The organism is Tautonia sociabilis (assembly GCF_003977685.1).
In the GTDB taxonomy this organism is placed as follows: domain Bacteria; phylum Planctomycetota; class Planctomycetia; order Isosphaerales; family Isosphaeraceae; genus Tautonia; species Tautonia sociabilis.
Map to the genome: position 1 here is coordinate 22,526 of NZ_RYZH01000035.1, position 16,228 is coordinate 38,753.

Consider the following 16,228-nt stretch of genomic DNA (forward strand, 5'->3'; position numbering starts at 1 on the left):
CCGGCGCTCCCCAGTGTACACGGTCTCCCGGCGAGCAGGGCCTCCCGACCCCGGCCCGGCGCTTCATCCCGCCCAGGAGCGAGTTCGAGGTTTGCGACAATCGGGCTGGAACCACTCGAGAACGAGAAGAAGGAGGGGCGATGAGGCTCGGAGATCAAATCGCGAGGGCGGGGTTCGTCGCGCTGGCGGTCGGCCTGGGGTGGGGGATCCGGGGGGATTTCGGGCACAACGTCGGCGCCATGTACCCCGGAGCGGCGCTGGGACTGGCCTTGGCCTTCGTGAGCGGGCAGCGTTCGCTCTTCCGCTGGATGCCGATCCTGGCCGCACTCTCGGCGCTGGCGATCGGCTCCGGCGGGACGATGAGCTACGGCCTTCTCCACGGCTACGCCCAGGCGGACACCTTCATCAATTATTCCTACGGGTTCCTGACTCTGTTCCTTCAGGGATCGGCCTGGGGGACCTTCGGTGGCGCCCTGATCGGCCTGATGCTGGAGCGCCGGCCGATGCGAACCTCGGACTGGCTCGGTTTGGGCGGGAGCATCCTCATTGGAGGGTGGCTGATCGGCTTCCTGGTCGTCCGGGGGCTGGGATTCCAAATCAACCCGCCCCGGAACAACAGCTCGATCGTCTTCATGGGGGCGGCGATCGGCCAGTTCATCTGGCTGGCCTGCAACGACCGTCCGACGGGACTTCGGGGCGCCTTCCTCGGCTACGTCGGCTTCGGCCTGGGAATGGCCGGCGGCCGACTGCTCGGGAACCTGGCGAACGTGATGCAGGGGGAGTTCGGCTTCACCATCAACCACTGGAACGTGATGGAAGTCTCCTGCGGCCTGATCGGAGGGTTCATCTACACCATGGGCATGGTGAACCGGGCCTATCCCGACCCTCCGAAGGAGAAGAACATCGACCTGGCGTCGGTCTTCGGGATCGTCTTCGTGCTCGGCCTGATCCCACTCTGGCACCGCGTCACCCGGATCGACCCCGAGGAGACGCTGTCCTCCTGGGCCGACCAGTTGAGCGCCGCCGGGGTGGCCGACCCCAACGCGGCCGCCTCCATGACCTTGCGACTGCTCGACGGCTCCTGCGTGCTCGGATTCGTCGGAGTGGCGCTGTGGTTGTGGATCCATTTCCGAGGGATCTTGCGTGGGGCGGCGCTGCCGGTCCTCTGGCTCTCGGGGACGATGCTGCTGTTCCAGAACCTGAACGCGCTGTACTTCCTCCTGCCTCCCCGAGACGGCTACGTGAACATGCATCACGTGTTCTGGGTCCTGCTCGCGCTGATGGTGATTTATGCGGCCATCGCCCGGCCATCGCCGTCGGAGGTCCCCGAGGCGGCGGAAGGGGGGCCGAGGTTCGCGTGGCGGAGGTGGATCGTCGGGACCCTGGCGGCGTTTGCGATGATCGTCGCGCTGGCGGGGGCGATCAACGGCGAGGCGACGATGGCCTCGGCGAACACGAGATGGCCGGCCTGGAGCTGGCGAGACGGCCCGTTCCCCGGCCGGGCCCCCGCTCCCTGACGCTGATCGGTGCATCCCCGGAGGGCCCGGGCGTCAGGGCCCCGCCGGGGGAGCCGGACCGAATCAGCCGCCCGGATCGGCCAGGACGGCCCGAAACCGTTCGAGCATCGGCTCGGCCTGCGGGGAGGCAAGGTTGACCTGCTCTCCCGGATCGGACTGGAGGTCGTACAGCTCCTCGATGATCGCGTCCCGGCCCTCGGTGCGGATGTACTTGAGCGACTGCGGGTCGATGACCGCGATCATCGGGCCCCGGAAGACGGGAGAGCGTCCCTCGTTCGGGGGAACGCTGTCCGGGCCGGGGACCGAGGCGACGACCATCGAGGTCGGTGCCGGGGAGCCGGGTCGTTCTTCCGACTCCCCGGCCTCCCTCCCCCTCCAGGAGTCGGCCAGCGATCGCCCGGGGAGCCGGGGGCCGGGGGAGCCGGCGAGGTCCAGGAGCGTGGCCGGGAGGTCGCGCAGGCTCACCACATCGTCGATCGCAAGCCCCTCGGGGACCATCCCAGGAGCGGCGATGACCAGCGGCACCCGGATCTGGTCGGCGTACAGGCTGACCCCGTGGCCGAAGAGCCCGTGCTCGCCGAACGCCTCGCCGTGGTCGGACGTGACGACGACGACCGTCTCGTCGAGCAGGCCCCGGCGGTCGAGCTCCCGGAAGAGGGCACCGAGCCGGTCGTCGAGGTGGGCGATGCAGGAGTCGTAGCCGTCGACCAGCAACTCCACCCGATCGGGGGGGACCTCCTCTTTTCCTTCGCTGAGCCACCAGTCGGACAGGAAGGAGCGGTCGTCCTTCGAGGCCGGCGGGCGACCGAAGCGGTGCTCGGCCCCGGGGGGGACGACGTAGGGGTCGTGCGCGTCGAAGTAATTCAGGAAGGCGAAGAACGGCCGGTCGGGCCGGCGACGGCGATCGAGCCAGGAGAGGAAGCGGCGGTTGATCCGGTCGGCGTCGATCCGCTCGAAGCGGCGGAGCCAGGGCAGGGCCCCGGGGCGGATCGCATCGGCCCAGGAGCCGAGCCAGTCGACCAGCCGACCGCCGACCTCGGCGCTGGCGAGGACCGTCGCCGGAGTCGTCGGGAAGTCCTCGTAGCGATGGAAGCCCCGGGCCAGCCCGGTGGAATAGGACGTGTAGTAGGTGTTGGCCACGATCCCCACGGTGTCGTAGCCTCGGGCGCCGAACGCCTCGGCCAGGGTGGGCACGTCATTGTCGAGGGCCCCGTAGCGGCCAGGGACGACCTCGAACGGCCACCGGCCGGTCATGAGGCTGGCGTGCGAGGGAAGCGTCCAGGGGGCGGTCGACCGCGCTCCGGTGAAGGTCACGCCCCGGCGGGCGAGCGCGGCGAGCTGGGGAGTCGTCGGCCGGGCCCCCCCGGAGCCGGGGAGGCTCGTATGGTCGGCCCGAACCGTATCCATCACGATCAGCAGGACATTGGGCGCCCCCGTCGCGGGGGCCACGTCGTCCGGAGGCCCCGCCGGGAGGCCCCTCCACACCGCCAGACCGATCAGGATCACAATGAGCCCCGGGCACGTCACCCGGACCACCCAGCCGATGATCCTCCCCCCGGACCCGAAGATCCGGACGACGACGGACGCCGCCCCGGTCGAGAGCAGAAACAGGGCCCCCGGATAGAGCCCAGGGAAGAGCATCAGCAGCGTCGGCATCATCGCCAGGGCCACCAGCAGCGTCGGAATCTCCCGACGAACCGGCCTTGGGAGCCGGGGAGCCAGGGCGATCAGCGGAGAGGAGACGGCGGCCAGCAGCAGCGCGTCAACCAGCGGGATCGTCCAGGGATAGGACTGGATCTTGCCGAGGTACGGCCAAACCTCCCCCGACCGGGCCCGGATCGCCAGAAAGGCGAACAACTCCAGGAACCCGGCCAGAATTCCCACCCAAGACGCCAGGCCGAGCAACCCCAGTCGGGAGATCGGCGCCGAAGCGGCCTCCCGAGCAGGGCAGTCGTCGGCGACGCAGCTTCCGTGTTCGAGCGATCGAGTCATCCGGGTTTCCGATGGCCGAGTCGACGTCCTGAGCCCCGGGTTCGAACGCCTCAAACCGGCGGGCAAAAGCCGGGCCGGTGTCCCGGTCGGTGACGCCTATAAGATTCAGACAGCGTCGACCGGCCTGACCCCGGCCCCACCAACGATCGATTTCACGGACGTTCCCTCGGGAGACGTTCCACCTCGGCGGCCTCCCCGCTTCGGGGCTGCCTCTGGCGCTCGGCCCGTTCATGATGCGACCCGAGGTCGCTCCCCCGCCTTCCCCGGACTCCCCGACCTTCCAACCTTCCTACGAGGAGCCGAATCGACCATGATCGACCCGCTGTTCTCTTACATCGGCCCCGAAACCATGCTCCCGCTCTCCTCGGTTGTTGCCGGGGCGGCCGGAGTGGTCATGATGTTCGGGCGAACGATCACCCGGGGAATCGGCCGCATCCTGCGCCGGTCGCGCGAGCTGTAACCGACGATCACCGGCCCGAGCCAGCCTCATCGATCGTCGAAGATCGTCGTCCATCTCCGTCCTTGAGGGGACCGGATTCGGGACGAGTTCCCCGGATTCGGGGGGGCCGGTCGACCTCCTCGTGAGAGGGATCCACGCCCTCTCCTTCGAGGTTGGAGTGCTCCCCGTCCGCCGGATTGGGACGGAAGCCCTCCGGAAGTCCTCCGATGCAGAGGACCTCGGGGGCGATGGCCCGGACGTCGAGCCGGTGAGGCTGGGGTCGAGCCACTCCCCCCCGGACCCTCGGTTCGCCCACGATCCGATCCGAGACCGAGGAATTCGCTCGGGGACTGGGCTCGGGGAGGACGCTCCCGGCCGGGAAGGAGCGGCGAGGGGGATCACCGACCGGCAGGCCCCTCCTCTCCCCGTTCGCGGTGCGACCGGCGGAAGTCGTCCTCATCGTCGATGCGGGGAGCGAGGCGGAGCCACTCGGGGTCGAACTCCCGGTCGTAGGGGGAGAGGGCCTGGCTCGGGTCGAAGACGGCCGGGTCGACGGCCACCGCGGTATAGGGCGAGAAGTCGGGCTCGTCGGTGAAGACGTCGGACAGGAGGCTGGCGGTCGCGTCGAACTGGTTGAGCGGGGGAAGGTCCAGGATGTGGTAGATCGTCTTGAGGATCGCGCCGAAGTTGGCGTGCGTGTGCGAGACGTGACCGCGACGGACCCAGGGCGAGGCGAACATCAGCAGCGATCGGTGTGCGTCGACGTGATCGACGCCGTCCTGCGCGTCGTCCTCGGTGATGATGACAAGCATCTCCCTCCATTGCGGGGTGCGGCTGAGACGGTGCAGGACCCGGCCCAGGGCGAGGTCGTTGTCGGCCATGTACGACTCGCGGTAGGGGTACCCGGCCTCGGGGCGGGGCCTGGCGCCGTGGTCGTTGGGGATCATCATGGTGATGAGTCGAGGGAAGGGGCGATCGCCGGAGAGGAAGCGCTCGTCCAGCTCGCGCTCGAACTCGTCGATGCGGTACTGGTCGGGGATGCTCGTGTTGTAGGTGGCGTAGGTCCGAGAGGTCCTCGGGTAGAGCGCCGCAGGCAGGGGGAAGGAGACGAGCATGCGAACGCCCGTGTCGGCGAACTCGGCGTGCTCGGCGGCGGCGGCGAATTCGAAGCCGAGGCCGAAGTTGTAGAAGTCGACGCCGTTGCGGGCCAGGTGCTCCCAGAGGCCGCCGGCCTCGTTGTAGTCCTCGGGGTAGACGGCCCCCGACGATCCCGCGACGTAGCGCCGGCCGGGGGCGCTGCTGTCGAGCTTCTGGGTCTTGGTCGTCGCGGCGTTCGTCTCGACCCACTCGTTCGGATAGGTGCCAACCATCCAGCGGTGGCCGTGCACCGAGGCGTCGGAGTCGCAGTAAAAGTTGTCCGAGATCGCGAACCGCCGGGCGATCTCCAGGTGGTTGGGCATGATCGTCACCGGGCGGCCGGCCGGGAGGCCGAACTCCCCCTCCCGGGCGATCCGGCGGCCGTATCGGGAGAGCGAGGGGTCGCCGTTGCCGTCGAGCACCTGGCCGAACACCTCGTCATACGTGCGATTTTCCTTGGTGATGAAGACAATATACTTGATCGGGCTTTCTCTCAGGCCTGGAGCGGGGGGCAGGGGGTTCTTGCCATCGTCCGCGACCTCGACCTCCTCGAAGGTGTTCGCCACCACCCGTCGCGTCCAAGAGGAGAGGGTCTCGGCGTCGGGGACGGCGATGCGCTCGATCGTCCCGAGCATGATGTCGCCCACATAGGTCCCCTCCGGAGGAGCCTGGAACCGCAGGCCGCCGTTGGGGCCGGAGCCGAACCCCCGGGCGGTGGCAACGAGCAGCTCGGAGCCGTCGGGGGAAACCGCCAGCTTGGTCGGGAACCAGCCGGTCGGGATGTAGCCGAGGACCGTTCGTTTTCGGGCGTCGATCACGCCAACCGCGTTCAGGCCGCTCAGCGCCACGAAGAGGCGATCCCCGGTCGGGTCGATGGCCAGGCCGAAGGGGATCAGGCCGCGGTAGCGGTCGATCCGGGGGTCGACCGTCAGCCGGATCGTGTCGACGATCCGCTCCGTCGCCGGGTCGATCACGGAGATGTTGTCGTTGGTCGCGTTGCTCACGAAGACGGCGCGATCGGAGCAGGCGATCGAGTTCGGGCTCGCCCCCCCCTCCACCTCCAGGCCCTCGACCATCTCCCCCATGCGGTAGCCGGTCTTGTGCTTCGCCACGACCTCCCACCGGGCCAGGTCGATCGACCAGACCGAGACGGCCTCCGGAGCGTCGAGCGGGCCGAGCCCCGGGATCCGCCTCCCCTCGACCTCGACCCCCTCCTCCGCCTCGGGAGAGGGAACCGCATACGCCGGGAATTTCAGTCCGGTCCCGGCGGGGTCCTCTGGATCGGCCCCGGGCACGAGCGGGTAGTCGAACATCCCCACGTTCGCCACATACGCCTTCGAGCCGTCCGGCAGGATGCCCAGCCCGAACGGAAAGCGCCCGCAAGGAATCGAGCGGGTCACTCGGTCGGTCGCCGTGTCCAGCTCGACCATCCGGAAGTTGAACTGGTCGAGCACCAGCAGGCGGCTGGTGCCGGGGATGAAGGCGAGGTCGCCGACGAAGCTATCGGCATAGGTCGTTCCGTCGATCTCGCCGTCGATCGGGATCGCCCCGGTGCGTCTTCTGGTCTGGAGGTCGAAGCGGACGACCTCACCCGCGTCCCCTCCGGAGAGGAAGGCGGTGCGGTTGTCGGCGGCGATGGCCACTCCCATGTAGCCTCCCCGGGAGAAGGGGCCGGGCTCCTCGCCATCCAGGCTGGGGTAGCGCCGGGCCGATTCCAGGTCGTCCACCGGGGCGACGGTGACAACCCGGTTGTGGATCGTGACCACGGTCGAGCCGTCGGGCGAGAGCCCCAGACCGAACGGGTCGCTCGTGATCGAGGCCACCGCTCCGACCGGTCGGACGAGCCGACCGCTGGGCAGGACCGAGATGCCGTTCGGGTCGATCCGGCAGAAGGCGTTCCGACCCGGCGGCTGGAGCGTGGCGACTCGTCTGGGAGCGGCATCCTCCTGCGAGGGGCATCGCGTCGAGACCGTCAGCGCGCAGATCGCGGCGAGAGCGGCCGTCGAGCGGATCAAGAGCGGGGCAACGCGCATGGCGGGGGATCCGGATCGGGTTGGTTCGGTTCGCCTCCCCCCGTCCGGACACCGACCCGGCGTCGAGACGGCGAGGCGCCCCGTTCTACCACGACGGGGGCCTCCCCGCATCCGCCCGATCGGTCGATCGGCCTCGCCAATTCGGAGCCATCCGGGCCGGATCCGGTCCCGATCCGGTCGGAGGTTGACGACGGCGACGGGCGGACCGATCTTGAGGCGATCCCCTCCCGATCCCCGCTCGAGGCCAACGCCGATCATGACCATCGCCCTCGCTCGATTGGCCCTGCTGATCCTGTCTTCCGGCATCCCCCCGGCCCCCTCGATCGCGATCAGGGACGACCCGGGGACCGCCGGGGGCGACCTGATCGACCGGCTCCGGGAGATGATCTGGTACCACGGCTTCTCCGTCGAGGAGATGGCCGAGGCGACCGGACTCCCCGGGACGGAGATCCGGGAGGTCATCGAGCGCGCCGGCCTCGCTCCGGAGGGCCGCCCCGCGCTCCCCGAAGGGGCTCCGCTGCTCGTGCTGCCCTATCCGGGGGGCAGGCACCCGAGGATCGGCTTCCGAGACGGTGCGATCGACCCCAGGGCGGACACGAAGCTGAGCGTCGTCTCGCCGTGGGAGCCGGGCGGCTACGCGGTCGTCGACTTGCCGGAGGCGATCTGGTGGGGAGATCGCCTCCTGTTCCTCGCGCACACGCACATCCCGACGATCTGGACCGAGGCCGGCGTCGAGCTGGGGCCGAGCCCCTGGGAGAATCGCGAGGGGGGGACGCTCTCGAACCGCCGCACCTTGCCCAACGGCGTGGTCATCGCCGCTGAGGCTCGGCCGACCCCGGAGGCGGTCTTCCTCGAGCTCTCACTCGAAAACGGCTCGAACCAGCCGCTCGACGGGCTGAGGGCGCAGGTCTGCGTCCTGCTGCGGGGGATGGCCGGGTTCGATCAGCAGTCGAGCGAGAACAAGGTCAACCGGGCCCCATACTCGGCCTGCCAGTCCCCCGATGGCCGGCGCTGGATCGTGACCGCCTGGGAACCGTGCCACCGGGCCTGGGACAACCCGCCCTGCCCGTGCCTCCACTCCGATCCGAGCTTCCCCGACTGCCCCCCCGGCGAGTCGGTCCGAGCCCGGGGGGTGCTGGCCTTCGTCACGGCCAAGGACGCCGACGAGGCGATCCGAACGGTCGAGGCACTGGGCTGGAGGGCTGATCGCCAGGAGCCTTCCCGCACTGGGCGGTGATCGCCCGGGATTGCCGACAGGGTCCGGCACGCCAGTTGCGGAAATTGCCTCAAACGTCATCCCGCCCCCAGTCTCCCGATCACTCGACGCCCCCCCGGCCAACGCCGGGGAGGGCCGGGTCCGGGTCGCGATCAGGGCGGGAAAGCGTTGACCGCGCCCCCTCTCGCACTCGACGATAGGTCGCGAGCCGATCCGGGCCGACGAGTCTCCCGCCGCCGCGAGGGCGGGCCGGGCGATCGAATCGACCGGCGGTCCCCGGCCGGGCAAGTCGTGCCCGGCGGGACGAACCGGGACGGCTCTCCTCCTGGTCCTCGTCCGGTCCGATCGACCGGGCACGGTCCCGACCGCCCCTCCCCCCAACCCGAGCCGCCAGACCGATGACCGCGACGCTCCAGCCCCCCCGACCCGACGCCACCCGGACGCGAGCCCCGTCCCGGATCATCATCGAGGGCGTGACGCCGCAGATCGACGCCGGTCGGTTCCCCATCAAGCGGACCGAGGGTGAGTCGGTCGTCGTTGGCGCCGACGTCTTCGCCGAGGGGCACGACGTCATCCGAGCCGTCCTCCGCCACCGCTTCGGCGACGAGCCCTGGGTCGAGACGCCGATGACCCCCCTGGGCAACGACCGCTGGGAGGCGAGCTTCACCCTCGATCGCATCGGCCGCTTCTCCTACACAGTCGAGGCCTGGGTCGACCGCTTCGCCTCCTGGCGTGACGAGGTCTCGAAGAAGGCCGGCGCCGGCCAGGACATCGCCAGCGAGCTGCTCGAGGGGGCCGAGATCGTCCGTCAGGCCTCCTCCCGGGCGGAGGGGCACGCCGTCCGCTGGCTGGCCGAGCGTGCCGACGCCATCGGCGGAGACGGCGGCCAGGCCCACCGGACCTCCCTGGCGCTCGACCCGCAACTGGCCGAGCTCATGGACCGCTTCCCCGACCGCAGCGGCGGCCACCGCTTCGAGCCGACCCTGGAGGTCATCGTCGACCCGGTGCTCGCCCGCTTCGGTGCCTGGTACGAGATGTTCCCCCGCTCCGCCGCGACCGAGCCGGGCCGCCACGGCACCTTCCGGGATGTGGAGGCCCGCCTGCCCTACATCGCCGGCATGGGGTTCGACATCCTGTACCTGCCTCCGATCCACCCCATCGGTCGAAGCTTCCGCAAGGGGCCGAACAATACCCTGACCCCCGGCCCCGGAGACCCCGGCAGCCCCTGGGCGATCGGCGCCCCGGAGGGGGGGCACCGGGATGTCCACCCCGAGCTGGGCACGATGGCCGACTTCGACCGCCTCGTCGCCGCCGCGAGGGACCACGGCCTGAAGATCGCGCTGGACATCGCCTTCCAGTGCTCCCCCGACCACCCCTACGTCCGGGAGCACCCCGAGTGGTTCCGCCACCGTCCCGACGGCACGATCAAGTACGCCGAGAATCCGCCGAAGAAGTATCAGGACATCTATCCACTCGAGTTCGACGGCCCGGACTGGAAGGGGCTCTACGAGGAGCTTCGCGACGTTTTCCTGCACTGGATCGACCACGGCGTCACCGTCTTCCGCGTCGACAACCCGCACACCAAGCCGTTCCGCTTCTGGGACTGGTGCCTCGCCGAGGTCAAGCGGCGCTGCCCCGAAGCGATCTTCCTCTCCGAGGCCTTCACCCGCCCGAAGCTGATGAAGCGGCTGGCCAAGGGGGGCTTCACCCAAAGCTACACCTACTTCACCTGGCGGAACGACAAGCGGGGGCTGACCGAGTACCTCACCGAGCTGACCACGACCGAGTGCCGCGAGTACATGCGGCCGAACTTCTTCGCCAACACCCCGGACATCCTCCACGAGTACCTCCAGACCGGCGGCCCGGCCGCCTTCAAGGTCCGCCTGGTTCTCGCCGCCACGATGGCGGCGGCGTACGGCATCTACGGCCCTCCCTTCGAGCAGTGCGTCGGCACTCCGATCCGGCCAGGGTCGGAGGAGTACCTCGATTCGGAGAAGTACCAGGTCCGCTACTGGAATCTTAACGCCCCGGGGAACCTCACCGGCCTGATCGTCCGGGTCAACCAGATCCGTCGCCAGCACCCGGCCTTGCAATCGGACGGGAGCCTCCGGTTCCACCACATCGACAACGACGCGCTGATCGCCTACAGCAAGACCACCCCCGACCGGTCGGACGTGATCCTGGTCGTCGTGAACCTGGACCCCTTCCACACCCAAACCGGATGGACCTTCCTCGACCTGGAGGAGCTGGGGGTGCACGGCGGCGGCCCCTTCACGGTCCACGACCTGATTTCCGACGCCCGGTATCATTGGGATGGGCCGGCCAACTTCGTGATGCTCGACCCGCATCACATGCCCGCGCACATCTTCCACGTCTCCCGCTAAGCCGAGGCCGCGTTGGGCAGCGACGCCGAAGGCGCCCGGAGAGTCCCCGGGCGCGCCGCCGCCACCCGCCGGGGGCCCCCGGAGGTTCGAAGGCAAGAACCATGGCATTGACGACTGGATCGGATCCGCTCTGGTACAAGGACGCGATCATCTATGAGCTCCACGTCCGGGCCTTCTTCGACAGCAACGGCGACGGCATCGGCGACTTCCCCGGCCTCACCGAGAAGCTCGACTACCTCCAGGATCTGGGCGTCACCGCCCTGTGGCTTTTGCCCTTCTACCCGTCCCCGCTGAAGGACGACGGCTACGACATCGCCCACTACCGCAGCATCAATCCCTCCTACGGCACTCGCCGCGACTTCAAGGTGTTCGTGCGCGAGGCGCACCGCCGCGGCATGCGCGTGATCAACGAGCTGGTCATCAACCACACCTCCGACCAGCATCCCTGGTTCCAGGCCGCCCGCCTCGCCCCCCGAGGGTCCAAGAAGCGCGACTTCTACGTCTGGAGCGACACCGACGAAAAGTACTCCGACGCCCGCATCATCTTCACCGACACCGAGAAGTCCAACTGGACCTGGGATCCCGTCGCCCAGCAGTACTACTGGCACCGCTTCTTCAGCCACCAGCCAGACCTGAACTTCGACAACCCGCACGTCCTCCGCGCCGTCATTCGCATCATGCGGTTCTGGTTCGACCTGGGGGTCGACGGCATGCGGTTGGACGCCATCCCCTACCTGATCGAGCGCGACGGCACCAACTGCGAGAACCTTCCGGAAACGCACGCCGTCCTCAAACAGCTCCGAGCCGCGCTGGACGAAAACTACCGCGACAAGATGTTCCTGGCCGAGGCCAACCAGTGGCCCGACGACGTCCGCCCCTACTTCGGCGACGGCGACGAGTGCCACATGGCCTTCCACTTCCCCGTGATGCCCCGCATCTTCATGGCTGTCCGCCAGGAGGACCGCACCCCGATCGTCGACATCATGGAACGCACGCCGGACATCCCCGAGTCGTGCCAGTGGGCCATGTTCCTCCGCAACCACGACGAGCTGACGCTCGAGATGGTCACCAGCGAGGAACGCGACTACATGTACAATGAGTACGCCGCCGATCCCCAGGCCCGCATCAACCTGGGCATCCGGCGCCGGCTCGCCCCGCTCGTCAACTACAGCCGACGCCGGCTGGAACTGCTCAACAGCCTGCTCCTGTCCTTCCCCGGCACGCCGGTCCTTTACTACGGCGACGAGATCGGCATGGGGGACAACATCTACCTCGGCGACCGCAACGGCGTCCGGACGCCGATGCAATGGACCGGCGACCGCAACGCCGGTTTCTCGAAGGCCGACTTCGCCCGGCTGTACTCGGCGCCGATCATGGACCCGATCACCGGCTACCAGGCCATCAACGTCGAGGCCCAGCAGCGCGACCCCTCCAGCCTGCTGAACTGGATGAAGCGGATGATCGCCCTGCGGAAGCGCTACCGCGCCTTCGGCCGGGGCACGATGGAGTTCCTCAAGCCGACCAACCGCAAGGTCTTGGCCTACGTGCGCCGGTACAAGGACGACATCATCCTCTGCGTCGCCAACCTCTCCCGGTTCGTCCAGCCCTGCGAACTGGACCTCTCCACCTTCCAGGGCATGCGGCCGGTCGAGATGCTCGGGAACACCGAGTTTCCTCGCATCGGCGAGCTGCCGTACTTCATCACCCTCGGCCCGCACGCCTTCTACTGGTTCACACTGCACCGAACCGACGAGGCGACGATCCTCGATCTCGGCCCCAGCGAGGTCGAGGGACAGACCTACCCGGTCATCGAACTGGAGGAGGGCTGGCACTCCCTCCTGCGCGGCGCGGCCCGGCGGCGGATGCAGACGGAGATCATCCCGGCCTTCCTCCGCCGCCAGCGCTGGTTCGCCGGCAAGGCGAGGAAGATTCGATCGGTCGAGATCCTCGACGCCACCCAGCCCAGGGGGCTCCCCGAGCGCTCGGCCCTGCTGACCGTCGAGGTGCGCTACGAGGACGGCCGGCCGGAAACCTACGTGCTGCCGATCGCCCTGGCTCTTGGCCCCGGAGGAGAGGACCTCATCAGCAATGTGCCCAAGCTGATCATGGCCCGAGCCCGGATCCCCGGCGGCGACGGCGTCCTGCACGACGCGGTCGCCGACGACGGCTTCTGCCTGGCGCTGCTCGACGCCGTTCGGAGCCGACGAGAGTTCTCCACCGGCGCCGGCCGCTACCGGGCCGAGCCAACCTCGGCCCTGACCGAGATCCTCGGCCGCATGGACGTCGACCTGATGCCCCGCCGCGGCTCGGGAGAGCAGAGCAACACAAGCATCATCTTCGGCCAGCGCCTGATCATGAAGCTGTTCCGCCGCGTCGAGCCCGGCCTGAACCCCGAGCTGGAAATCGGCCGAGCCCTGACCGAGAAAACCGACTTCGAGCACTTCCCCAAGCTCGCCGGCTCGATTGAGTACCGCCGCCCCGACACCGAGCCGACCGCCGTGGCCGTCTTCCAGGAGCTCGTCTCCTACCAGGCCGTCGGCTGGGAGCACGCCCTCGACGAGCTCAGCCGCTACTACGAGCTTGTGCTCAGCCGTCCCGAGTTGGAGCCCTTGCCGGTGGCCGTCGGCAGCCCGCTCGCGTTGATCCATGGTGACGTTCCCGAGGTCGCCCGGGACACGATTGGAGCCTACCTGTCCTCGGCCGCCACCCTCGGCCGACGCACCGCCGAGTTGCACGCCGCGCTGGCTGGCATTTCGGGAGACCCCGCCTTCGCCCCCGAGCCCATCGGCCCGGACGACCTGAAGGAACTCTCGGCCGAGATCCGTCTCCAGATCGACTCCGCCCTGGATCTGCTGCGGAAGCGGCTCGACGATCTGCCCGACGACGTGACCGCGCTCGCCCGACGGGTCCTCGACTCCTCGGCCGCGCTCACCGAGCCGATCGACGCCCTGCCGGGCTCCCGGATCGACGCCCCGAAGATCCGGGTGCACGGCGACTTCCACCTCGGCCAGGTTCTCTGGTCGCGGAACGACTACATCCTGCTCGACTTCGAAGGGGAACCGGCCAAGTCGCTCGCCCAGCGCCGGGCGAAGCACTCGCCGGTCAAGGACGTGGTGGGCATGCTCCGCTCCTTCAGTTACGCCGCGTTCGACTCCCTCTTCCGAGCGGCCCAGGACCGAGACACCGACTACGAGCGGCTGCTCCCCTGGGCCCTCGCCTGGGAGTCGTGGACCTCCGCGGCCTTCCTCGCCTCCTACCTCGAGGTGGCCGGGCCGGCCGGCATCGTGCCCGACGACCGCGACCAACTGGCGACGCTGCTCCGCTGCTACACCCTGGACAAGGCCCTCTATGAGCTCCAGTACGAGCTGAACAACCGTCCGAGCTGGGTCCGGATCCCGCTCTCGGCCGTGGCCCTGCTGGCCGAGCGGGCGGCTCCTGCCGAGGGGAACCGGCCGTGAGCCCCCCTCGGGCGGACGACCAGGAGGTCGAGCGTTTCCTCTCGGGAAACAGCCGCCGCGCCTTCGAGTGGCTCGGCGCCCGGCTCTCCCGAGAGGAAGGGGCCGACGGCGCCCGATTCGCCACCTGGGCTCCATCGGCTCGGGGCGTCTCCGTCGTTGGCGACTTCAACGAGTGGAACCCAGCGGCCCACCCGCTGCGAGAGCGGGAGGGGACGGGCATCTGGGAGGGGTTCGTCCCCGGCATCGCGCTCGGCCAGCGCTACCAGTTCGCCATCGCACCGGCCGGAGGAGGCCCGATCCTCCGGAAGGCCGACCCCTACGCCCTGCTCGCCGAGCCGAGCCCCGGCACCGCCTCCCAGCTCTGGGACCTCTCCGGCTTCGACTGGGGAGACGGGCCCTGGATGCTCTCCCGATCCCGGACCGACCACCTGGGCAACCCGCTCTCGATCTACGAGGTCCACCTTGGCTCCTGGCTCCCCCCCGAGCCCGACGGCTCCCGCCGATCGTACCGAGAGCTTGCCCCCCGACTGGCCGACACCATCGCCGAGCTGGGCTTCACCCACATCGAGCTGATGCCGCTGGCCGAGCATCCCTTCACCGGCTCCTGGGGGTATCAGGTCACCGGCTACTACGCGCCCACCAGCCGATACGGGCGTCCCCAGGACCTGATGGCCTTCGTCGACCACTTCCACCGCCGGGGGATCGGCGTCATCCTCGACTGGGTCCCCGGCCACTTCCCCCGAGACCCGCACGGCCTCTCCCGATTCGACGGCACCTTTCTCTACGAATACGATGACCCCCGCAAGCGAGAGCACGGCGAGTGGGGCACCGACGTCTTCGACTACCAGAAGGGCCCCGTCGTCAGCTTCCTCATCTCCAACGCCCTGTTCTGGCTGGAGCACTATCACTTCGACGGGCTCCGGGTCGACGCCGTGTCCTCGATGCTCTACCTCGATTACGCCCGGCGCCCCGGCCAGTGGGCCACCAACCGCTACGGAGGCCGGGAGAACACCGAGGCCATCCGCTTCCTCCGCCGGCTGAACGAGGCCGTCCACGCCTGCTTCCCCGGCGTGCTGACCATCGCCGAGGAATCCACCTCCTGGCCCGGCGTCACCCGGCCGACCGACCGCGGCGGCCTCGGGTTCGACCTGAAGTGGGACCTGGGCTGGATGCACGACATCGTCAACGACTACCTGCGCCTCCCTCCCGAGCGACGCCCCAGCGCCGCCGATCAGTTGACGATCCGATCCCGGTACATGTTCGAGGAGCGCTACGTCTTGCCCCTCTCTCACGACGAGGTCGTGCACGGCAAGGGGTCGCTCGTCGGCAAGATGCCCGGCGACGACCACCGGAGGTTCGCCAACGTCCGCCTGCTGCTGGGACACCAGTTCGCCCAGCCCGGCCGACCGCTGCTGTTCATGGGAGGGGAGTTCGGCCAGCGCCGCGAGTGGGACCACGACCGCGGTCTCGACTGGGAGCTGCTCGATCTGCCCGCCCACTTCGGCCTCCGGCGCTGGGTTCGCGACCTGACCGCCTTCTGCCGGGCCGAGCCCGCCGTCTTTCGGCTTCAGGACGACCCGAGGGGCTTTGAGTGGGTCGACCACCAGGGGGCCGATCGCGGCGTCATCAGCTTCCTCCGCCGGGGCCCGAGGTCCCGACAGGTCGTCCTGTTCGTGTTCAACTTCCTGGACGAGCCCCGCGTCGACGAGCGGGTCGGCGTGCCGCTTCCGGGCCGCTGGGCCGAGCGCCTCAACAGCGACTCGGCCTACTACGGCGGCGGCAACATCGGCAACCTCGGCGGGGTCCAGGCCCAGGAAATCCCCTGGCAGCGCCAGCCGTATTCGGTCGTCCTCACCCTGCCTCCCCTGGCCATGCTGGTCCTGGTCCCGGCCCCCGAGGCCTCGGACTCCGACGACTCGTGACGGCCTTCCCCTCACCCCCCTCCCGACGCTCCGGCCGTTCCTGGACCGCCCGGGAACCGTCGGATAGGCTACGGGCGCGCGAGCCCTTCCCGAACACGATCGACCAACCGACCGGACCACCCTCCGACGG

Annotated in this window: 8 protein-coding genes; 6 read left to right on the plus strand and 2 right to left on the minus strand. The window is 69.2% G+C overall.

The features are described from left to right. Positions 1 to 140 precede the first annotated feature (140 nt). Positions 141 to 1,517 carry a hypothetical protein gene (locus tag TsocGM_RS17265; RefSeq protein WP_126726712.1) on the plus strand — a complete coding sequence of 459 codons (1,377 nt, stop codon included), beginning with the start codon at positions 141 to 143 and terminating at the stop codon, positions 1,515 to 1,517. Between the two features lie 63 nt (positions 1,518 to 1,580). Here TsocGM_RS17265 and TsocGM_RS17270 read toward each other — a convergent pair whose 3' ends face one another. Further along, positions 1,581 to 3,509 (minus strand): sulfatase, encoded by a 1,929-nt coding sequence (locus tag TsocGM_RS17270; protein WP_126726713.1) that lies wholly within the window; start codon positions 3,507 to 3,509, stop codon positions 1,581 to 1,583. A gap of 310 nt (positions 3,510 to 3,819) precedes the next feature. Here TsocGM_RS17270 and TsocGM_RS26135 point away from each other — a divergent pair, with 310 nt between their 5' ends. After that, positions 3,820 to 3,969 (plus strand): hypothetical protein, encoded by a 150-nt coding sequence (locus TsocGM_RS26135; RefSeq protein ID WP_158633606.1) that lies wholly within the window; start codon positions 3,820 to 3,822, stop codon positions 3,967 to 3,969. A 377-nt stretch (positions 3,970 to 4,346) separates the two neighbouring features. Here the strand turns inward: TsocGM_RS26135 and TsocGM_RS17275 are convergent, their stop codons facing one another. Beyond that, positions 4,347 to 7,118, minus strand: coding sequence for a bifunctional YncE family protein/alkaline phosphatase family protein (locus tag TsocGM_RS17275; RefSeq protein WP_158633607.1), 2,772 nt, complete (start codon positions 7,116 to 7,118; stop codon positions 4,347 to 4,349). Positions 7,119 to 7,374: 256 nt separating this feature from the next. On the opposite strand from TsocGM_RS17275, the gene TsocGM_RS17280 reads away from it, so the two are divergent. The 4 genes from TsocGM_RS17280 to glgB all read left to right on the plus strand — a co-directional run bounded on the left by TsocGM_RS17280 (position 7,375) and on the right by glgB (position 16,098). After that, positions 7,375 to 8,355, plus strand: a complete 981-nt coding sequence (locus TsocGM_RS17280) for a hypothetical protein (RefSeq protein WP_158633608.1) — start codon at positions 7,375 to 7,377, stop codon at positions 8,353 to 8,355. Positions 8,356 to 8,732: 377 nt separating this feature from the next. Next, complete coding sequence (locus tag TsocGM_RS17285; protein WP_126726716.1) at positions 8,733 to 10,718, plus strand: alpha-1,4-glucan--maltose-1-phosphate maltosyltransferase; 1,986 nt, start codon at positions 8,733 to 8,735, stop codon at positions 10,716 to 10,718. A 101-nt stretch (positions 10,719 to 10,819) separates the two neighbouring features. Continuing rightward, positions 10,820 to 14,176, plus strand: coding sequence for a maltose alpha-D-glucosyltransferase (gene treS, locus TsocGM_RS17290; protein ID WP_126726717.1), 3,357 nt, complete (start codon positions 10,820 to 10,822; stop codon positions 14,174 to 14,176). Beyond that, positions 14,173 to 16,098 carry a 1,4-alpha-glucan branching protein GlgB gene (gene glgB, locus TsocGM_RS17295; protein WP_158633609.1) on the plus strand — a complete coding sequence of 642 codons (1,926 nt, stop codon included), beginning with the start codon at positions 14,173 to 14,175 and terminating at the stop codon, positions 16,096 to 16,098. Before treS ends, glgB begins: the two co-directional genes overlap by 4 nt. The last annotated feature ends 130 nt before the right edge of the window (positions 16,099 to 16,228 follow it).